The sequence below is a fragment of the Sulfurimonas sp. C5 genome, from assembly GCF_029872055.1.
Lineage (GTDB): Bacteria > Campylobacterota > Campylobacteria > Campylobacterales > Sulfurimonadaceae > Sulfurimonas.
The window spans coordinates 209,554-229,840 of sequence record NZ_JARXNQ010000002.1 but is presented as its reverse complement, the minus strand read 5'-3'; the positions used below and the strand labels follow the sequence as shown (position 1 = coordinate 229,840).

The 20,287-nt window shown below is 34.6% G+C and carries 20 protein-coding genes; 15 read left to right on the top strand and 5 right to left on the bottom strand.

All coding sequences use genetic code 11. From position 1 onward, the window contains the following. Positions 1–47 precede the first annotated feature (47 nt). The 15 genes from pstC (at position 48) to leuA (ending at position 15,300) form a co-directional block, all read left to right on the top strand. Positions 48–992, top strand: coding sequence for a phosphate ABC transporter permease subunit PstC (pstC, locus tag P6N22_RS05465; protein WP_280330927.1), 945 nt, complete (start codon positions 48–50; stop codon positions 990–992). Next, positions 992–1,795, top strand: coding sequence for a phosphate ABC transporter permease PstA (pstA, locus tag P6N22_RS05460; RefSeq protein WP_280330925.1), 804 nt, complete (start codon positions 992–994; stop codon positions 1,793–1,795). Before pstC ends, pstA begins: the two co-directional genes overlap by 1 nt. A 12-nt stretch (positions 1,796–1,807) precedes the next feature. Beyond that, the gene (gene pstB, locus P6N22_RS05455) at positions 1,808–2,590 is read left to right on the top strand and encodes a phosphate ABC transporter ATP-binding protein PstB (protein ID WP_280330923.1); all 783 of its coding nucleotides are present in this window, start codon (positions 1,808–1,810) and stop codon (positions 2,588–2,590) included. Between the two features lie 14 nt (positions 2,591–2,604). Further along, complete coding sequence (locus P6N22_RS05450) at positions 2,605–3,270, top strand: PhoU domain-containing protein (protein WP_280330921.1); 666 nt, start codon at positions 2,605–2,607, stop codon at positions 3,268–3,270. Positions 3,271–3,284: 14 nt separating this feature from the next. Further along, positions 3,285–4,664: an ATP-binding protein gene (locus tag P6N22_RS05445; RefSeq protein WP_280330919.1), complete on the top strand. Its 1,380-nt coding sequence runs from the start codon at positions 3,285–3,287 to the stop codon at positions 4,662–4,664. A 69-nt stretch (positions 4,665–4,733) separates the two neighbouring features. Next, the gene (locus P6N22_RS05440; RefSeq protein WP_280330917.1) at positions 4,734–4,964 is read left to right on the top strand and encodes a hypothetical protein; all 231 of its coding nucleotides are present in this window, start codon (positions 4,734–4,736) and stop codon (positions 4,962–4,964) included. Further along, positions 4,964–6,679 (top strand): GNAT family N-acyltransferase, encoded by a 1,716-nt coding sequence (locus P6N22_RS05435; RefSeq protein ID WP_280330915.1) that lies wholly within the window; start codon positions 4,964–4,966, stop codon positions 6,677–6,679. Before P6N22_RS05440 ends, P6N22_RS05435 begins: the two co-directional genes overlap by 1 nt. Continuing rightward, positions 6,669–8,429: a bifunctional diguanylate cyclase/phosphodiesterase gene (locus P6N22_RS05430; protein WP_280330913.1), complete on the top strand. Its 1,761-nt coding sequence runs from the start codon at positions 6,669–6,671 to the stop codon at positions 8,427–8,429. Before P6N22_RS05435 ends, P6N22_RS05430 begins: the two co-directional genes overlap by 11 nt. 144 nt (positions 8,430–8,573) lie before the next feature. Beyond that, complete coding sequence (gene glnA, locus P6N22_RS05425; protein ID WP_280330911.1) at positions 8,574–10,004, top strand: type I glutamate--ammonia ligase; 1,431 nt, start codon at positions 8,574–8,576, stop codon at positions 10,002–10,004. Positions 10,005–10,111: 107 nt separating this feature from the next. Beyond that, positions 10,112–11,074: a HAMP domain-containing sensor histidine kinase gene (locus P6N22_RS05420; RefSeq protein WP_280330909.1), complete on the top strand. Its 963-nt coding sequence runs from the start codon at positions 10,112–10,114 to the stop codon at positions 11,072–11,074. A 72-nt stretch (positions 11,075–11,146) separates the two neighbouring features. Next, positions 11,147–11,884: a UDP-2,3-diacylglucosamine diphosphatase gene (locus P6N22_RS05415; RefSeq protein WP_280330907.1), complete on the top strand. Its 738-nt coding sequence runs from the start codon at positions 11,147–11,149 to the stop codon at positions 11,882–11,884. After that, positions 11,869–12,630, top strand: coding sequence for a patatin-like phospholipase family protein (locus P6N22_RS05410; protein ID WP_280330905.1), 762 nt, complete (start codon positions 11,869–11,871; stop codon positions 12,628–12,630). The genes P6N22_RS05415 and P6N22_RS05410 overlap by 16 nt, the downstream gene beginning before the upstream one ends. Positions 12,631–12,660: 30 nt before the next feature. Further along, positions 12,661–12,846: a hypothetical protein gene (locus P6N22_RS05405; protein WP_280330903.1), complete on the top strand. Its 186-nt coding sequence runs from the start codon at positions 12,661–12,663 to the stop codon at positions 12,844–12,846. Continuing rightward, entirely contained in the window at positions 12,836–13,426 is a 591-nt protein-coding gene (locus tag P6N22_RS05400; RefSeq protein WP_280330901.1) for a hypothetical protein, read from the top strand. The genes P6N22_RS05405 and P6N22_RS05400 overlap by 11 nt, the downstream gene beginning before the upstream one ends. A 212-nt stretch (positions 13,427–13,638) precedes the next feature. Beyond that, a complete protein-coding gene (gene leuA / locus P6N22_RS05395; RefSeq protein WP_280330899.1) occupies positions 13,639–15,300 on the top strand; it encodes a 2-isopropylmalate synthase in 1,662 nt (553 codons plus the stop codon). 32 nt (positions 15,301–15,332) lie between these two features. Here the strand turns inward: leuA and P6N22_RS05390 are convergent, their stop codons facing one another. The 5 genes from P6N22_RS05390 to P6N22_RS05370 are packed head-to-tail and all read right to left on the bottom strand — an operon-like array spanning position 15,333 to position 20,259. Continuing rightward, entirely contained in the window at positions 15,333–16,433 is a 1,101-nt protein-coding gene (locus P6N22_RS05390; RefSeq protein ID WP_280330898.1) for a hypothetical protein, read from the bottom strand. Further along, positions 16,426–17,097 (bottom strand): ABC transporter ATP-binding protein, encoded by a 672-nt coding sequence (locus P6N22_RS05385; protein WP_280330896.1) that lies wholly within the window; start codon positions 17,095–17,097, stop codon positions 16,426–16,428. Before P6N22_RS05385 ends, P6N22_RS05390 begins: the two co-directional genes overlap by 8 nt. After that, on the bottom strand, positions 17,094–18,302 hold the full coding sequence (locus tag P6N22_RS05380) for an FtsX-like permease family protein (protein WP_280330894.1): 1,209 nt from the start codon (positions 18,300–18,302) through the stop codon (positions 17,094–17,096). Before P6N22_RS05380 ends, P6N22_RS05385 begins: the two co-directional genes overlap by 4 nt. Continuing rightward, positions 18,295–19,515, bottom strand: a complete 1,221-nt coding sequence (locus P6N22_RS05375; RefSeq protein ID WP_280330892.1) for an FtsX-like permease family protein — start codon at positions 19,513–19,515, stop codon at positions 18,295–18,297. The genes P6N22_RS05380 and P6N22_RS05375 overlap by 8 nt, the downstream gene beginning before the upstream one ends. Before the next feature lie 18 nt (positions 19,516–19,533). After that, positions 19,534–20,259, bottom strand: coding sequence for an outer membrane lipoprotein-sorting protein (locus P6N22_RS05370; protein ID WP_280330891.1), 726 nt, complete (start codon positions 20,257–20,259; stop codon positions 19,534–19,536). Between the last annotated feature and the right edge of the window lie 28 nt (positions 20,260–20,287).

The following is a 20,287-nucleotide window of genomic DNA, read 5'->3' as shown; positions in this document are numbered from 1 at the left end:
TTATTTTATATATAATTCCGTAATTTTTTTAATTTTTAGGTTTGTCGATGGAAAAAATATTTCAAAAACTCTCATTGAGTAGTGCTTCTTTAGTTCTCGTTATTCTTATCGGGATATTCATTACTTTATTTCATGCTGCTAAGCCTGCAATAGATGAATTTGGTTTGGGCTTTATAACAGATCCCGATTGGAATAAAGAGGTAGTTATCGACAATGCTCCTGTGACTCCTGCTACAACAACCAATACAGATGAAACTGCTGATGAAGATGATTGGATGTTAGATGATGGCTTACTGAATAAAAATACAAAAACGGTGTATGGTGGATGGATCCCAATTGTCGGTTCAATTCTTTCAACACTTATTGCCCTTATTTTCGCTTTACCTATAGCAATGGGTATTGCCGTATTTTTATCAGAAATTGCACCTAAAAATATCTCAAATATAGTAGGTATTGCCATTGAGCTTTTAGCAGCTATTCCGTCGATTATTTTCGGTATGTGGGGACTTTACTATTTTGCACCTATTATCGCTGATATCGTAGGTGGCTATCAAGTTTCACTTTTAACGGCAGGTCTTGTTCTTGGCGTTATGATCTTACCGTTTATGGCAGCAATCACACGTGATAGTATGAATACTACACCGAGTGTTTTAAAAGAATCCGCGTATGCACTTGGTGCTACAAAATTTGAAGTTATTAAAGATATTATTTTTCCATACTCTAAAGTAGGTATAATAGGTTCAATTATTTTAGCCCTAGGACGTGCTCTTGGGGAAACAATGGCTGTAGCGTTTCTAATCGGTTCTGTTTTTTCTTTACCGGGTGCAATTAACGATCCGACAATTTCTATTCCTGTTGCTATGGCAAATAACTTCGGTGAAGCAAGTGGTATGGGAGAGAGTGCACTGTTTTATTTGGCACTTTTACTTTTTGTGATCAGTTTCTGTGTTATTTCACTTGCGAAATTTTATTTTCTTAGAAAGGCTAAATAATGAGACTTCTTTTAAATAAAATCTTTTTAGCACTCTCTATCCTTTCAGCACTGATAGGTCTTGCATTTTTAGGATGGATTTTAGTTACTCTGTTTATAAAAGGATTAAGTTCTTTTCACTTTAGCCTCTTTTTAAATGACTTGGTTGAAGGTGGTTTACGTAACCTTATTATTGGACAATTGATTTTAGCCGCTCTTGCTTCATTAATCGGTATTCCAATCGGTATGACTGCCGGTATTTATATTCAAGAATACGGTCGTGGAAGATATGCATCTTTCATCAGAGACCTTAGTGATGTGATGATGTCTGCACCTTCAATTGTAATCGGGGCATTCGTATATGCAGTTATTGTTGTACCAACTGGTGGTACAAGTGGATATGCAGGTTCTATTGCACTTGCCATTATGATGATTCCCGTTGTTATTAATACAACCGATTCTATGCTTTCACTTGTCCCTCGTGAACTACGTGAAGCTGGAATTGCACTTGGAGCCAGTAAATACAAAGTAATTATCAACATTGTTATAAAAGCGGCTAAAGTAGGTATAATGACAGGTATTTTACTTGCATTTGCAAGAATTATAGGGGAAACAGCACCGCTTCTTTTTACATCTGAGACATCAAACTATTTTAGCTTGAATCTTACAGAGAGTTTCCCGTCACTTTCGGTAAGTATTTATAACTTAGCGAACGAACCAGAACAATCTAGTAGAGATTTAGCTTGGGCAGCTTCATTTATACTAACAGTTTTAGTTCTGATCATCAATTTAAGTGGTAGATATATCACAAGACATAAGAAATAAGGATATAGCAATATGGCAATTATGAAAATTAAAAAGTTCTCTTTTACATACGCAGGTGTGGATAACCCATCATTAAAAAACATCAATCTACCGATCGAGCAAAATAAAATTACAGCTCTTATCGGTCCGAGTGGTTGTGGAAAATCAACACTGCTTCGCTCGCTAAATAGAATCCATGATCTATACCCTGGAAATAAATATGACGGAAAAATTGAACTTCTTGATCTAGAAAGCGGAAAATACAACAATATCTTAGATATCAAAAAAGAGAATGAATTTATCAAACTTCGTCAACAAGTAGGAATGATTTTTCAAAAACCAACTCCATTTCCAATGAGTATTTTTGATAATGTCGCTTATGGTCTTAAAATTGCAGGTATCAAAAATAAAACAGAACTTCAAGACAGGGTTGAAGCAGCTTTAAAAGGTTCTGCTCTTTGGAAAGAGGTTCACGACAGACTTGATAAGTCTGCAATGGGTCTTTCAGGTGGGCAGCAACAACGTCTTTGTATTGCAAGGGCTGTTGCAGTAAAACCTGAAGTTTTACTTTTTGACGAACCAACTTCTGCACTAGACCCTATTTCAACTGGTGCAATTGAAGAGCTAATTGTAGAGCTGAAAAATGAAGTAAGTATCGCTATCGTTACACACAACATGCAGCAAGCAAGCCGTATCAGTGATTACACTGCATTTATGTATTTAGGTGATTTGATAGAATATGACAAAACAGAAACTATATTCTTAAATCCTACAGAAAAACAAACAGAAGACTATATTACTGGTCGTTTTGGATAAAAAGGAGAGATGAGATGTTACAAACATTTAAAACAAGCGTAAATGAAGTTCAAGAGAAACTTATCAATATTGGAAATGATCTTGTAACGGCGAATGAGATCATCGTTGACGCTATTACAGACTGTAATGTAGAAAAATTCAATAATGCAAGAGATTATATTAAAAACATCTCTTCAAAAACAAATGAAATAGATAACCTGATTATCAAAATTTTAGCTCTATATACACCGGAAGCAAAAGATCTTAGACAAGTAGTGGCTTATTTTAAAATCACTAACGAACTTTCTCGTGCATGTGCAAATACGAGAAGCTTCATCAGAGGTTTTACGGATATTTGTACTGATTTGGAAGAAGATACTATTTCTGAATATGCTATCCCTATGCAAAACTCTACAATCAGAGCTGTTAAAACTGCTGTAAGCATGATAAGCTGTAATGATTCTGATGAATTAAGAGAAAGATATGAAGAAGTGTTAATCGAAGAGAATAAAACTGACGATCTTTACTCAATGATTGAGAAAAATCTAATTCAAAAAGCGGAAACATCAAGTGGAGAATTTGAAAAATACCATAGAATGTTAAGAGCTTTAAGAAAAAGCGAAAAAATTGCTGGCCGTGCTATTTCTATGGCAAATCTCCTGCTCTACGCTAACGTAGGCGGCTCATTACAAGCTTCATAAGACAAGGGTAAAAAGTGCTAAAGTTTCATGAAATAGTTCTAAGAAAATTTTTAGCACTTTTCTTCGTACTCTCTGTAATCATAGGCAGTATCGTCTATTTCTGGGAATACGATTTTTACCTTGAAAACACAAAAAAATCTCTTCTACAAGATATTCAGCTTATTACTCTTCAAATTAATAAAGATACCGATCTTGATAAGCTTGTACAACAGGTCAAAGAACAGCTCGGTATTAGAATAACGATTATCGATGCAGATGGTATTGTAATAGCCGAATCACACAAAGACAAAACCCAAATGGAAAATCATCGTTACCGCGAAGAGATTATGCAAGCCGATTTAGAGGAGTACGGTTTTAAAAAAAGGCACTCAAACACACTGAATCTCGATCTGCTTTATGTAGCAAAAAAATATACTATTCAAGAGAAAACAATTTACGTTAGAATGGCAGTAGAACTTCGAGGAATCATAGAAAAAATGCTTCAGCTTGCTCTAAAAATATTTTCTGCCCTGACACTCTTTTTTATTGCTATCTTTTACGTGACATATAAAATCAATTCCCAAGTTGAACATGAAGTAAGCAACATTATCAATTTTTTAAAATCGATGGTAAAAAAACAAAAATCGACTTTCATTCAATCAGAGTATTCACAGGAATTTGCACTCATTACAAAACTCTTAACAAAAGTTTCTCAAATCATTGTAAAACAAGAGAAGAAAAAATCAAAATATACAAATAAACTCAAAGATCTTAATAAACAAAAAGATGACATTATCTCGGCAATTTCTCATGAATTTAAAAATCCTATTGCCATTGTAAATGGATATTCCCAAACTTTACTTGAAGATCCTAACATTAATCAAAACATCCGACAAAAATTTTTAACAAAGATCCATAATAACGGAACAAAACTGAGTGAACTTATTGATACGCTTCGTCTTTCACTAAAACTCGATTCACATCAACAGTCTTTAAAAGTAAGTACATTCAGTTTAGGTGAACTTCTTGAAGATTGTGCAGAAAATATCAAGATTAACTATCCAGGTCGTGAAATACTTATTAACGGTCCAAAAGAACAACAGATCCATGCAGATCCTACAATGATGAGTATCGTCTTTTCTAATTTAATAGAAAATGCAATTAAATACTCTGAAGATGAAGTCGTCATCAATTTTGATCATTTACATATTGACATCATCGATACCGGAATCGGTATTAGTCAAAAAGACCTTGAAAATATCACTAGCAAGTTTTACCGTGTACATAAAAACACTTGGAACAATTCTCTTGGACTGGGACTATTCTTGGTTGACAACATCATTAAACTACATAGTTTTAAACTCACAATAGCAAGTGAAGAAAATAAAGGTTCCACTTTTACAATCCACTTCTAATCAACTCTTTTTGTAATCCAAATGTAATCTAGCTAGCTTATCATTTCATAATATTTCTAAGGAATAAACATGAAAATGCGTGAGTTTAGCATACAAACTAAGAAGCTGGAATACTTGGGATATGCTCAAGAAGAACTAAGCCTCAATGTTATCGAAGATCATTTGTATTATGAACTTGATGTTCCTCAAGAATATATAAAAAATTTAGAATTAACAGAAAATGCATTGTATATCAAACTGATAGACAAAGTAAGATATTTCAATGAAGATTGGTATGTTAATATTCAAAGAATTGCATAATGATAGATATAGAACAAACGCTGCTAAACAAATACCCAAGACTTAAAAACTCAAAACTTATAAAATCTGCCGTTTCAAAATTTGCAGATTCTGTAATTCACCAAGACGAAATCAACAAATTTATGGAAAAAAATGTTCATCTCGGTAGTTACGAGTTTATTGATGAAGTATTAGAATACTTTAACTTCAATTTCTATGTAAACGATAAAGAGATTGAAAACATTCCTGCAACAGGGCGTGTTGTAATCATCGCAAATCATCCTTTAGGTGCCCTTGATGCACTTTCACTTATCAAACTTGTTTCAAAAGTGAGAAAAGATATTAAGGTGGTAGCAAATGATTTTCTAGATATCTTTGAAAACCTTCGTCCTCTTCTTCTGAATGTCAATGCTTTTACTGCAAAACAGAAGAAGGAATCTATCGAAAAAGTATATGAAGCACTAGAAAACGAAGAAGCAATCATCATCTTCCCTTCAGGTGAAGTAAGTCGTGCTACACCAACAGGAATTAAAGATAAAAAATGGAAGAAAGGTTTTCTAAAATTTGCATATAGAACACACTCACCAATACTTCCTATCTATATCGGCGGGAAAAACTCAAAAACTTTTTATTCGGTTTCTGCGCTAAACAAAAAACTCTCAACTGCACTTCTGCCAAATGAGATGTTCAAACAAAGAAACAATACAATTGAGATGGTTGTTGGTGAACTTATTCCTTCAGAAAACACTATGCCTAAAGGGATTGAACAAGAGCAATTGATCGATCTTTACAAGAAACACCTCTATAGCCTTAAGTCTAAAAAAAACTACTTTTTAACTCAAAAGGCGATAGCCCATCCTGAAAATCCTAAAATGTTAAGAAAAGAGTTAAAAAGCTCTCAACTTCTGGGTGAAACGAAAGACGGAAAGTCTATCTACCTTTATTCAAGTGATGATAAAAACTCTATTGTGATCAATGAGATTGGCCGTTTAAGAGAAGTATCATTTAGAAAAGTTGGTGAAGGTATCAATAAAAAACGTGATATAGACAAGTATGACAGATATTACAAACATATCATTTTATGGGACAATGAAGAGCTTGAAATTGTAGGAGCTTATAGAATAGCAGAGTGTAAAGAGATTGTTGAAACAAAAGGTGTTGAAGCACTTTATACGACAACTCTCTTTGATTTTAATGAAAACTTTTTACCTTATCTAGATGATGCCATAGAACTTGGACGCAGTTTTGTTCAACCTAAATACTGGGGAAGCCGTGCACTAGATTATCTATGGTATGGAATTGGAGCATACCTCAAAAACAATCCACAGATTCACTATATGTTTGGTCCTGTTTCACTCAGTGCAGCCTTACCGAAAACTGCAAAAGACATGATCCTTTATTTTTACGATCAAACTTATAAAGACACACAAAACCTGGTTACTGCAAAAATTCCTTACAACTTTAAAAGTGACAAAGATTTGACTAAAACGCTTACAAAAGAATTCGCTTCAGACGATCAAAAAGAAAATTTTAAAATACTGAAAAGATCTCTGAGTTCTATAGGAGCTAGTGTCCCTACACTTTATAAACAATACAGTGAGTTATGTGAAGAAGGAGGTATACAATTTTGTGCATATAATGTAGATCCTGACTTCTCAGACTGTATTGACAGTTTTATCGTTGTCTCAATCGATAAGATCAAACAAAAACAAAAGGATAGATACTTTGGACTATAAAAGTACCGAATGTCATATCCATGATGATTGTAAAGAAAAACTTGAATTACTGGATATAGCCTTTCAACCGATTGTAAATATAAATACAGGAAAAATATATGCGGTTGAGGCACTCCTTAGAAACTTTAGAGATATTGGCTGTCGTTCAATCTTCGAAGTATTTGACATAATGTATAAAGAGGGACGTCTCTATTGCTTTGATTTAGCCCTCAGAAGAAAAGCGATTAAAAAATTTACTCTAATTGAAAACTATGACAATCTAAAACTATTTTACAATCTTGACAACAGACTTTTTGAGATGTCTGACTTTACTCCCGGAAATACAAGTAAAATTTTACAAGAACTCAATATTAAACAAGAAAATATATGTTTTGAGATCTCAGAACGCCACGAAGTAGCAGATATTTTTGGTATGGAACAAGTACTGCAACACTATAAAAATTCTAATTACTGTATTGCTATAGATGACTTTGGTGTAGGTTATGCAGGTTATAAACTGCTTTTTGATTCTACTCCAGATATTATTAAAATCGATAGATATTTTTTACAAAACATAGAGAAAGATACCAAGAAAAAGATGATGGTAAAAAGTATTACACATCTTGCCATAGATCTGGGAATCAAAGTGATTGCAGAAGGTGTTGAAACTGAAAAAGAATATCTTACCTGTAAAGAGATCGGATGCCATTTTGCCCAAGGATATTTTATTCAAAAACCGACTCTTAATGTCGAAGAAATCCAGAAAAAATATCCTCATGTTGTAGAGGTTATCAAAAACGACAAACGGGAAAAAAAAGGTGGAAATATTCTCAAATACATCGATCATATCGAACCGATAAAATCGAAATATTCAATGCAAAAAGTAGTAGAATACTTTAAAGAAAAAAAGAATATTCCTGTCGTACCTGTAGTCAATAACAGTAACGAGCCAGTCGGCATTTTTTACGAGTCTCAGATCAAAGAGTATCTCTATTCTCCTTACGGTATGTCACTCTTGTTAAATGAAAACAAAGATACTTCAAGGCTAAAAAACTTTATTGTCAAATGTCCTTCTACAGATATTCGCAGTGACATTACAACAATCATTGAACTATACTCAAACAATGCAGAATCAAGCGGTATTATTATCACACAAAATACAAGCTATGTTGGTTTCTTGTCGGCAAGTAACATTATTAAAATAATGCATGAAGAAAATCTGTTAGCAGCACGCGATCAAAACCCATTGACAAAAATGCCTGGTAACAGAGTTGTTGAGAAAACTATCTCTACACTTTCATGCCACAAACCTCATATATTATGTTATTTTGACTTAGATAATTTTAAAGCATATAACGACAAATACGGTTTTAGAAACGGAGATAGGATCATTCAACTTTTTGCAGATATTCTGCAAAAATATCTTCCATCCTCTTTTTTCAAAGGACATATTGGAGGCGATGACTTTTTTGTATGTTCCGAAGTGACTCAAGAGGAAGAATATAAACAGATAGAATCAATCCTTGCTACTTTTGAAAACCAAGCAAAAACATTCTATTCCCCGGAAGATCGCAAGCGAGGTCATATAACAAGTACAGACAGAGAAGGGAAGAAAAAAGAGTTTAAACTATTAAGTGTCAGTGCATCTGTTTTATATGTAAATCCAAATAATTCCTCTCAATATACAAATCTAATTAATAATATTCTTTCCGATCAGAAAAAAATAGCTAAAACAGACCAAAATAGAATAGTTTCATCATCTCTTCTCTAAAAACTACTGATTAATTTTTAAGCAACAAATTTGTCTTAAAATCAAAAAAAAATCCCAAATGATTAAATTTTAATCATTTTAGGGCTAGTGCTTTATTGCAAATTCAGCTATACTAACGGTAGAAAATTTTAGGAGAGAATTATAATGGGAAAATTCGTTAATAGTGTAGAAGAGTTTTTCACATTTTGTGAAGAAAATGACGTTCAGTTTGTAGACTTCAGATTTACAGACATTAAAGGTGCATGGCACCACGTAACTTACAGAATGAGTGCTGTAAGTGCTGATATTTTAAATAATGGTCTTCCGTTTGACGGTTCATCAATCGAAGCTTGGCAGCCAATCAACAAATCTGATATGCTTTTAAAACCAGATGTTCCAACTGCTTTCTTAGACCCTTTTACTGCAGATCCGACTATCATCGTATTCTGTGATGTTTATGACATTTACAAAGGTCAAGCATATGAAAAATGTCCACGTTCAATGGCAAAAGCGGCACTTGCTCATGCTGATTCTTTAGGAATTGCTGATGCTGCATACTTTGGTCCAGAAAATGAATTTTTCATTTTTGACGATGTACGTTTCATCGATAATATAAATGAAGCTGGTTACAAAATCGATACTGAAGAGGGTGAATGGAACTCTCACACTGCATATGAAGATATGTACAATACAGCTCACCGTCCAGGTACAAAAGGTGGTTATTTCCCAGTAGCTCCAACTGATTCAATGGTAGATTTACGTGCTGAGATGATGCAAATATTAGAGCAAGTTGGTTTAGAAGTTGTTCTTGGTCACCACGAAGTTGCTCAAGGTCAAGGTGAAATCGGTGTTGTTTTCTCTGACATTATCGGTGCAGCTGACAACGTTCAAAAATATAAATATGTTGTAAAAATGGTAGCACACCTAAACGGTAAAACTGCTACATTTATGCCAAAACCATTATTTGGTGACAATGGTAACGGTATGCACGTTCACCAATCTTTATGGAAAGACGGTAAAAACTTATTCTACAAAGAAGGTGGTTACGGTAATCTTTCTGAGATGGCTCTTCACTATGCTGGTGGTATCTTTAAACATGCGAAAGCTGTTGCTGCATTAACTAATCCATCAACAAACTCGTACAAAAGACTTTTACCAGGTTTCGAAGCTCCAAGTATCTTAACTTACTCTTCTCAAAACCGTTCAGCTGCTTGTCGTATCCCTTACGGTGCAGGTGAAAAAGCTACTCGTATCGAGATGAGATTCCCGGATTCAAGTGCATGTCCATACTTAGCATTCGCTGCTATGATGATGGCTGGTCTTGACGGTATCGCAAACAAAACTATTCCAACTGGTCCAATGGATATCGATTTATTCGAACTTTCATTAGATGAAATTCGTGAAAAAGGTATCGTTCAAATGCCACACACTTTACGTGAAGCAGTTGAAGGTCTTATCGCAGATAATGACTTCCTTAAACCAGTATTTACTCAAGAGTTTATCGATACATTCCAACACTACCAATTCGAGCGCCAAATTTGGCCAGATGAAGGTCGTCCAACAGCATACGAGTTCAAAACAACTTACCAATGCTAGTTTTTTAGTATCTATATGCAAAATGCATATAGATACGCTTTCTTTTTTTCCACATTTTAGATCTTTTTACTTCTTTTTTAAAATAATTTTTGGTTATAATAATTACTATGAAAAACAATCCATTTAGTAAAGCAAATGACATTGTTATTAAACGTCGTAAAAACCCTAAGGGTGAATATGCACACTTAAATACGACAGAACTTTTAGATGCTGTAAAAAAAAGTGCCCACTCAACACACAGGGCAGATCTTGACATTCTCCTTGAAATCTTCTTAGATCGTTATAATGCCCGCCAAGATGAACTTGATCAACTTAATAAAGAATTGGAACAAAGAATTAAGACAGAAGTTCAAAAAAGTAAAACTTATCATAAACGTTATGAACAGCAAGCCAAAATGGCAGCCATGGGTGAAATGATGGATGCAGTTGCCCATCAATGGAAACAACCTCTCAATGCTCTTTCAATGATGGGTGATCTTTTGGTTTCAGACTATGAATCCGGAGATCTAACATTAGAGTCTCTTAAAGAGATGCGTGAAGATATGCAAGCACAAATAGATCATATGGTAACTACCCTTTCAGAGTTTAGAAACTTTTTCCGTCCAAAAGAGAAAAATGAAACTTTCGGCATTAAACGTTCAAGTCAAAGTGTAACACTTTTGGTAAAAGATGAGTTTTTAAAAAATAATATCAATATTAAAATCCTTCCTGACTATGAACTTCTCATATACGGTAATGAAAATGAGTTTAAGCACCTTGTTTTAAATATTATCAACAATGCAAAAGATGCTTTCAATGAAAGAAATGTCGAAAACCGTGAAATCACTATAGATTTCATGAAAGACGACAAATGCACATATTTAGAGATCAAAGACAATGCCGGAGGAATTCCGGAAAAGATCATTAGAGATATTTTCAAACCAGAAGTTACAACAAAACCTGAAGGTAAAGGAACTGGTATTGGACTTTACATGAGTACCCAGATTGCACAAAAACTCGGTGGTGTTTTAAGTGTAAGAAACGGTGACAACGGTGCTATATTTCAACTAAAAATTCCCCTTCCCCTATAAATTTCCAAATAACTCTTTTTCAAAAACTTTTTTTGCAATAAATCTGTAACCTTATTAGATTACACTTTGCGCATGAAATATAAGTCAATATTTGTATCGGATATCCATTTAGGTACTCGCTTTTCTCAAGCGGATCAGTTCTTAGATTTTCTCAAAAACACAGAAAGTGAAAATCTTTTTTTAGTCGGTGACATTATTGACGGCTGGGCCATCAGAAGAAAATTCAAATGGCATCAAACCCATTCAGATGTCATACAAAAGATCTTGCGTAAGGCAAGAAAAGGGACTCAGGTGTTCTTTATCACAGGTAACCATGATGAATTTTTACGCCCGTTTTCTCCTATATTAATGGGTGAAAATCTCAAAATAATCACTGAAACAGAATACAAAGCTGTCAATAAAAAACGCTATCTCATAACACATGGAGATTTTTTTGACAGTATTACTATGACAAAAAAATGGCTCGCACTACTTGGAGACATGGGATACGATTTTATCCTTTATCTCAACCATATTTTGAACAAGATTCGTAAGCTTTTTAAAATAAAAAAATACTGGTCACTTTCAAAATATGTAAAAGATAATGTTAAAAGTTCTGTGAGTTTTATTACCGATTTTGAAGGAATTTTGGCAAACCATGCACAAAGACAGGGTTTTGAAGGTGTCATCTGCGGACATATACATAAAGCCGAAGCAAAGATGATTGAAAATATTGAATATTTAAACTGTGGTGACTGGGTAGAGTCTTGCAGTTGCATCGTTGAACATTTCGACGGAAAGTTTGAGGTATTACATTGGCACGAGAGATAAAAGAGATAGTATTGGCACTTTCAGGCGGAGGTGCTCGCGGGGCGTATCATTTAGGTGTGTTACATTATCTTGATGAACACAATATTAAAGTAAAAGCGATCTGTGCAACTTCGATCGGTTCAATCGTCGCAACCAGTTATGCAGCGGGTATATCTCCAAAACAGCAACTGGAGATTTTAAAGTCCAAAGAGGTGAAAAAACTTTTTAAATTCAACTGGTTTAAAACTTCTGTTTTTAACATCGATACAAATGCTGCTATACTTAAAAAACTTGTTCCGTTGACTGATATGTCTCAACTAAGCATTCCTGTTTATATCACTGCCGTTGATCTAGACGAAGCACAAGAGAGAGTTTTTAATAAAGGGGATATATATCAGCTTTGTCAAGCATCCTCGGCACTTATACCTTTTTTTCAACCTGTTAAAATTGAGGAAAAAACTTACATTGACGGCGGCGTTTTTAATCACATTCCGATTGCACCGCTTATTAACTGTAAAGTACCTATTCTAGGCGTCAATCTTCATCCATTTGTAAAAAATGTAAACCCTTTGAGTCTTTTTTCTTATTTAAAAAGATCTATAACCTCTACTATGCAGAAAAATACGCAAAAAGCAAAAGAGTTATGCGATTATTTTATAGAATCACCGAAGATTACAGATTATTCTATTTTTTCGCTAAAAAATTTTGATGCCTTATTTGAACTTGGATACCAAGAAGCGAAGAAAACATTATTCAGTGAGAATTGATTAGCGAATAAAACTTGCATATACGATTTTATGAGTATGCAGTCCTTATATTGTCACCATTGTAAAACAGAGTATCAGGTACGTCAAGAAGATTTGAATCTGATGCGACAACATTACGGCAACTTTGATTCTAAAGAGTATAGAGGGGGCTGCTTTTTCAAAAATCTGGGTCGAATTAAGCGATCGATGAAAGCAAGGGAGAAAAATGACGGTTGATGTATGTGTAAGCAACTACGATGATGCGTTTATAAACGGGATAGAAGATATTATAGAAGACACTCTTGTACAGATGTTTGTTTTACATCCAAAAGATTTAAATGAGCTAGAAGAGGTACAGGAGTTATCGGACGAGCATAATAATATTTTTTATGCCCTCCCTTTAGAACTTTTAGACAAAGCATGTAATAAATGTGTCGGTGTATATATATCTACTATTGAAGAGCTTGAAGGTTTGGAAGAGCGTGTACTTATGATCGAAGAATCCAATCTAAATGAAGAATTTTACAAAGCACTGGACAATCATAAAGGGATCATTCTCAATGCTACAAAAGGGCATGAAGAATTAGAAAACTTTTTTGTAAGTATCAGCCCAGGCAGTGTAGATCTCTTTGATAACGATGAACTGAACAAACTCTCTATGAAAAAAATTGTTCTACAAAGCGGCTATCCAAAACATGAGTTTGACGATGTATATACATGTGTTGAAAAAATATCCCATGCAATGTTTCGATCAGAGCAAAGCATCACATTAGAAGCAACAAAAAACACTTTGCAGCTTTTTTCTTTGATGGGATAACATTTACCAAAAAGTTTATCTTTTAAAATGCTAATTTAGATATAAGTGATATTTACTTAAAAATTAGCATTTCAATCTTTACATAAACTTTATTAAAACCACCCATTTCACTTTATCAAAAACTTTTCTAACCTTAGTTTTGCTATAATTCCAAAATTAATAAGATGTGTAAGAGTGTCTTATTAAAAATTTCAAGTTAAAAGAGGTTTCTTATGAAACATATTCCAAGTGGCAAATACCAGCCATATCCAAAAATAGACTTGCCAAATAGACAATGGCCTGACAATACTATTACAAAAGCTCCAATCTGGTGTAGTGTAGATTTACGTGACGGTAATCAAGCACTTATCAACCCGATGAACATGGAGAAAAAACTTGAACTTTTTACACTCTTACTCAAACTTGGATTTAAGGAGATCGAAGTAGGTTTTCCATCTGCATCGAAAGTTGAATTTGACTTCTTACGTAGGTTGGTTGACGACAACTTGATCCCTGATGACGTTACTGTCCAAGTTCTAGTACAAGCTAGAGAGCATCTTATCGCAAAAACTTTTGAAGCGTTAAAAGGTGTAAAAAAAGCGACTGTGCATCTTTACAACTCAACTTCAATCGCTCAAAGAAAGATCGTTTTCGGTAAATCTCAAGAAGAGATCATAGAGCTTGCTTTAGAGGGTGTTGACCTTGTAAAAAAATACGAAGCGGATCACGACGGGAAAATCTTCTTAGAATATTCACCTGAGAGTTTCACGGGAACTGAATTGGAATTTGCTGCAAAAATCTCAAATGCGGTAACTGCTCGTTGGGGGATAAGCGCTGAGCGTCCTGTAATCATCAATTTACCGGCAACGGTTGAAATGGCAACGCCAAATATCTATGCTGATCAAATTGAGTGGATGAGCAGACATTTAGATAACCGTGAACATGTTCTTATCTCTACTCATACGCATAATGACAGAGGTACTTCTATCGCTGCAACAGAGTTAGCACTTTTAGCAGGAGCTGACAGAGTTGAAGGGACACTTTTAAGTAACGGTGAGCGTACGGGTAATGTTGACATCATCACTTTGGCGCTTAACATGACTACTCAAGGTGTTGAGAGCGGTTTAGATTTCTCTAACGTAAACGAAGTTGTAGATGTGGTTGAGCGTGTAACTGAGTTACCGACGCACCCAAGACATCCTTACGTTGGTGATCTTGTATATACTGCATTCTCAGGTTCACACCAAGATGCGATCAACAAAGGGTTGGCATACCAACAGGCAAAAGAGCAACCGTTTTGGGAAGTTCCATACTTACCGATCGATCCTGCCGATGTTGGACGTAACTATGAGTCGATCATCCGTATCAACTCACAATCTGGGAAAGGTGGTGTAGCGTACATTTTAGAGCAAACTTACGGTTACCAGCTTCCAAAAGCTATGCATCCTGAGATCGGTCGTGCTGTACAGACTTTAAGTGATGTAGAGGGTCGTGAATTGTCAGCCGAAGAGATCTACAATGTATTTAAAGCTGAGTACTTTGAAATGGATCAACACATTAAGTTCAAAGACTTCACTTCATCTACTCAGAATAAAGTGGTAACTTGTACCCTTACATACGAGTACAATGGAAAAACTATCGTTTCAGATGGTCAAGGTAACGGACCGATCGATGCGTGTAAAAATGCATTGATGAAAGAGTATAAAAACCAGTTCACTGTAAAATCTTACTCTGAACACTCTTGCGGAGATCAAAGCTCGGCAAAAGCTGTTGCTTACATCGAGATCAAAACGCCTGAAGTTATCTCTCGCTTTGGTGTTGGACGTAATAACGACATCACTATCGCTTCTATCAAAGCGCTTTTCTGTGCGCTTAACAGAACGTTTAACAACTAAAAATTTCTCTAAGAGTTCTTCCTCTTAGAGAATCAAAACGCTAAATTCCATTTAACAAAATATCTTTCCGAGTTTTCATAACTACTCACAACATTACTGTCATAAATCATAGTACCCAAAGTAAAGGTATTATAATCATTCAAGGTATATTTTAACTGTGGTGAATAAAATCTGGATTTAATCCCGTCAAAACTCTCTATATACACACAAGAGCCTTCAAGATAGATATTAAACGGATAAGTTGCCGAAAGTGCACTAAAAAAATGGGCATTCACCATATTTTGTAAAATATCTGTATGTAGATTATTCAGAACATCTTGAGCAGTAAAAATTTTAGACGTGTACAAACCTTCAAGAACGACTGTCAAACCGTTTTCAAAACCGTAATCCAAACCGACTAGTCCTTGAAAAAAGTTTGAATTCTTGTTGTCAAAATAAGCCCCTTCGCTTCGAATTCCCATTCCAATTGAACCTATGCTGCCGTCAATCTCATACCCTGCCATTTTTGTCTCATCGGTACTGATGAGATCTATTGCTACATCAGCAACTTCTAAAAAAGCCTGATAACGAAGTGCATAGGCCGGTTTGTCATTTCGGTCAATAGAAACTATACCGCTTAGATGAGATGTTTCGTCAAAATATCTTGTATAGAGTACACCCATCACCCCAAAAGTCTCATCCGGTTCAAGAGCATAAATATTTATTGGATTATAGATATTTGTAGGCTGCCAAATACGCCCTACTCCCATAGAAATATTTTGCAATCCTACAATCACTCTGTTGTTTTGATCTTCGTACCCTCCGTATGCTCTGTAAACTTTTGCATACGCTTCTCCGCTTTTATATTTAAGATAATCTGTTTGTGTTTTAAAAGGGGTATTTGACTGCACTAGTTTTCTTATGTGATAAAGGTCCGAATCTATATATTTGTTTCCATAGTAATTTACACCGTCTGCTATAAGCGTTGTAAAATAGCCATCTTCTTTCCAATTAAGACTAAAGCGGAGACGATCGTAATTGTAAGTATATGCATCCTCTTTGATCGTAATATTTGTATTTTCTGTTTTAAAATCTATTTCTGCGAAAAGAACTTCACTCGAGAATATCAATAACAGAAAAAATATTTTACTCATCAACTATTTCGCCATCATACATATGAATTACTCGCCTTACGTTTTCTCTTACCATCTCATCGTGTGAAGCGAAGATAATAGTCACACCCTCTTTTTCATTTAAAGAACGCATCATATCTATAAGTATTTGAGAGTTTTTAGAATCCAAATTTGCAGTAGGCTCGTCTGCCAAAATAACTTTCGGTTTACTGGCAACTGCACGTGCAACTGCTACGCGTTGCTGTTCTCCGCCACTGAGATTGTTCGGCAAAGCATCAAGCTTATCTTCAATATCCAGTATTTTTGCCAATTCCTGAACTCTCTGAACTATAAACTCATTTTCAAAACCTCTTAAACGCATAATAAAGGCAATATTTTCACGTACATTTAAAACAGGAATGAGATTATATGCCTGAAAAACAAAACCGATATGTTCAAGTCTAAGAGTTGTTTTTTGCTCTTCATTAAGAGAACTTACCTCATCACTGTCAAAATAGATCTTTCCTTCATCCACATCATCCAGTGCACCGATAAGATTAAGTAAAGTTGATTTCCCGCAACCGGAAGGTCCGCTTAAAAGTGTGAACTCTCCATCTTTGATAGTTATATTGATATTATCTAAAGCATGTACTTCTCTAGGTTCATCTTTATAAAAATATTTATGCAAATTTTCTATACGTATCATTTTTCAACCTTTATAACATCGACAGGATTTAATTTCTTGATCTTTATCAGCGGGATTATAATACTTAATATTGATGCGACCATAATTGCTACGAACGTACTTGTAAAGTAATGGAGTTTTATAGTCCCGTATATCATTGACTCATATCCCCACATCTCCAAAGCATCTGAAAAAGCACTAAAGTCAAGCCCCACCATTTGAAGGTATAATAATAATCCAACTCCAAGTATGCTACCAAAAATATAACCTAAAATACCGACTATCAAAGCTTCTAAAACGATCTGTAAACATACATACTTGTAATAATAACCTACACTCAGCATAATTCCAAACTCTCTTATACGATCTAAAACAGAGACATACATTACTCCAAAAATCCCTACAAAAACAACAGCCATTACTATGGCAAAAGTAATAGAGTTAAAAATCTGCATAATGTCCTGCATTTGTTTCATCATAGGTAACAGATCTAAAAAGCTTTTAACGTCATATTGTTTATATCTTGTCTGTAATTGTTTTACAACCTGTTCATTTGATGCCATTACAGCTATCTGTGTTACTTGATTTGCATGTAAGCCTAAAAGCTTTTGTATCTTTCTTTTATCGACAAAAATAGCACGTGAATCGTAAGCTATGTTTGTTGTTTGTACAATACCGCTGATCTTATAAGCAACGGAAACTATCTCTCCGTTTATATCTTGTGTGGAGAAAACAACTTTTGAACCCAGTTTTACTTTGAGTTTTTTTGCAAGTTCTATCCCAATGAGTGCCGAATTTCTCTGTGTTTTTAATTCCCCTTGTTTTAAAAACTCTCCAAACCTTCCAAACTCTTTTTCTTTTTCCAGGTCTATCCCTACCAGCGTTATAAAAGCAGATTTTCTTGCAGTTGAAAGGAGTCCTTCGGTATCTACACGTGTAACTATCTTCTCAACCCCTTGTGTCTCTTGCAACTCTTCAAGGAGTTGGGAATCTTGTATATTTTTCTTTATCTCTTTATCGGTCAGATACTCTTTTGCATAAAAGCTCACATCACCGCTATATATACGTCTGTTTTTATCGATCATGTTTTCAGACATTCCGTCATATAGACCTTGAATTGAAAGCATCATACTCATACTCACTGCTATCATTACAATAAGTAAGAATGTACGAGATATTCTTGCAAAAGAGTTTTTCCAGGCAAGCTGTAATACTACATTAAACATGATGACTAGCCTCAATAGGAGTAAAAAGATTTACATAGATATACGGATAAAGAATACTCAGACAATTCAATATAAAAATAACTACCGTATTCCAAGCAATTGTAAAAAGATTAAAGTCAAAAGGTATCTCATCTGAAATAACCCCGTAATCTTTATACATCTCTGCTATCCCTTCTATAACAATTGGATGGACAGAGTAGTAGTAACATATATATGCCCCTATCGGTACTGCTATTAAAAGTGCCAATGCAGTTAAGATGAGTATCTCATACCAAAGTAATTGAAACACTTTTTTTCTTGAGAGCCCGATTGAGCGTAGAACACCTATCTCTTTGATTCTTGCACTGACATTAATAAAACCGTAGATCATAATCACAAAAAAGATCACGATCATAAAAAGTGCCAGTGAAATATAACCGAAAATCGAGTCAACCTCCATCGCTTCAACCATCGTCTTCATTAAAGTTTTCCACGTTACAGATTCTAAGGTCTTATCGGAAAGTCTCTTTTCTATCTCTTGGTTTATAGGGTCAACATCTTCAAGCTTATCTACGTTAACAACTATATAGGAAGCTTTATTCTGCGAATACAGTAATGTATCTAAATATTTTTTTGAAATAAATGTAGCACCTCCGTCAAATTCACCCATTCCCGTTTTAAAGACACCGCATAACTTAAAAATGTCAGCCGCAAATCCACCTTCACTGTCACTGCCGATAAACGAAAACTCATCTCCTAGTTTCAAAGAAAGTTTTTTTACAAGATCAACACCCATATATGCACATTTGCCACTTTCATCTGACAGGTACTCACCTTTAATGAGTGCCGATTTAAGCTCACTTATTTTCACTTCTGCTTCGGGTTCAATCCCTACAATTAAAGATGCACTTGAATTGTTTTTGTAAGAGAGCAGTCCGAAAGTTTCATATCTAGCTGCGATATCTTTGACACCCTGAATCGTAATAATCTTATTTTTTAATTTTTGTACATCTTCTAAAAAGTAGTCATATCCCCCTTCATCCCTGTATCCTATTTTATATACCTGTATTGCAGATGTATATATTTTGAGTGAGTTTTTCAGCATAGAGTTATGAGAACCGTCCATCATTGAGACATAAACAATAAAAAGAAGCGTTGAAAGAAGTGTCAGTATAAAAGTGGTGATTGAACGGGATTTATAATAAAGTATATTTTTCAGTGCTAAAGTGAACATAGATATATTCTACACTTTTTATCTAGAAAATCTCTTAAGTGCACTTTTTGTAAAGTATTCTTGCGAGATATCAATATCGTATGCAACCTTGTCTAAAAGAATCTCCGTATATTGATCTTTTTTATCGGCAGGTTCAATCCGCCAATAAGTAGGAATAAAATATTTTCCATATTTTTTTACATCTTTATAGATGAAGTAACGGACAATTTCTCCATCTTCATCATAGTAAGTATCTTTATTTGATGTATATGTGTTCGTATCTATCTCTAAAACTATTTTCCCCCACACTACTGCTGCATCCTCTTTAGGTGTGAGTTCTAAAGTTGTTATATTGTTTTTTTTGGAAAGAATTTTAGGAGTATAGTCTTCCACGATCGAGCTTTGTTTTACTATATCGTCATTGCTGATATCGCTTCCCATCCATTTTTGCAGCATCATCGAAGGGGGAATTTTTATAACCCTTTCAATTTTAGGGACATACTGCCACATATTATTATCGAGATTTAAAAAAGTGATCCCTTCATCTCTTGGAGGATAGGTTATTTTGACAAAACTTTTTTTATTCCCTTCGGCATAATTTTCAAGTTTTATAACCCTTTCGTGTGAATGGGAGACTACTTTCATTGTCAACTCGATATGTATCGTATTTCCACGCATATTATCATCGAGTTTTTTTATAATATCTTCTGCTTCACTTCCGAACAATGAACAATAAAATAAGGAAATGAGCAGTAATGTTTTCATCTTACAAATAGCTCCATAATTTACTCAT

Coding starts and splice junctions, on each gene's coding strand:
- pstC (WP_280330927.1), top strand. CDS start 48: ATGGAAAAAATATTTCAAAAACTCTCATTGAGTAGTGCTTCTTTAGTT.
- pstA (WP_280330925.1), top strand. CDS start 992: ATGAGACTTCTTTTAAATAAAATCTTTTTAGCACTCTCTATCCTTTCA.
- pstB (WP_280330923.1), top strand. CDS start 1,808: ATGGCAATTATGAAAATTAAAAAGTTCTCTTTTACATACGCAGGTGTG.
- P6N22_RS05450 (WP_280330921.1), top strand. CDS start 2,605: ATGTTACAAACATTTAAAACAAGCGTAAATGAAGTTCAAGAGAAACTT.
- P6N22_RS05440 (WP_280330917.1), top strand. CDS start 4,734: ATGAAAATGCGTGAGTTTAGCATACAAACTAAGAAGCTGGAATACTTG.
- P6N22_RS05435 (WP_280330915.1), top strand. CDS start 4,964: ATGATAGATATAGAACAAACGCTGCTAAACAAATACCCAAGACTTAAA.
- glnA (WP_280330911.1), top strand. CDS start 8,574: ATGGGAAAATTCGTTAATAGTGTAGAAGAGTTTTTCACATTTTGTGAA.
- P6N22_RS05420 (WP_280330909.1), top strand. CDS start 10,112: ATGAAAAACAATCCATTTAGTAAAGCAAATGACATTGTTATTAAACGT.
- P6N22_RS05415 (WP_280330907.1), top strand. CDS start 11,147: ATGAAATATAAGTCAATATTTGTATCGGATATCCATTTAGGTACTCGC.
- P6N22_RS05405 (WP_280330903.1), top strand. CDS start 12,661: ATGAGTATGCAGTCCTTATATTGTCACCATTGTAAAACAGAGTATCAG.
- P6N22_RS05400 (WP_280330901.1), top strand. CDS start 12,836: ATGACGGTTGATGTATGTGTAAGCAACTACGATGATGCGTTTATAAAC.
- leuA (WP_280330899.1), top strand. CDS start 13,639: ATGAAACATATTCCAAGTGGCAAATACCAGCCATATCCAAAAATAGAC.
- P6N22_RS05390 (WP_280330898.1), bottom strand. CDS start 16,433: ATGAGTAAAATATTTTTTCTGTTATTGATATTCTCGAGTGAAGTTCTT.
- P6N22_RS05385 (WP_280330896.1), bottom strand. CDS start 17,097: ATGATACGTATAGAAAATTTGCATAAATATTTTTATAAAGATGAACCT.
- P6N22_RS05380 (WP_280330894.1), bottom strand. CDS start 18,302: ATGTTTAATGTAGTATTACAGCTTGCCTGGAAAAACTCTTTTGCAAGA.
- P6N22_RS05375 (WP_280330892.1), bottom strand. CDS start 19,515: ATGTTCACTTTAGCACTGAAAAATATACTTTATTATAAATCCCGTTCA.
- P6N22_RS05370 (WP_280330891.1), bottom strand. CDS start 20,259: ATGAAAACATTACTGCTCATTTCCTTATTTTATTGTTCATTGTTCGGA.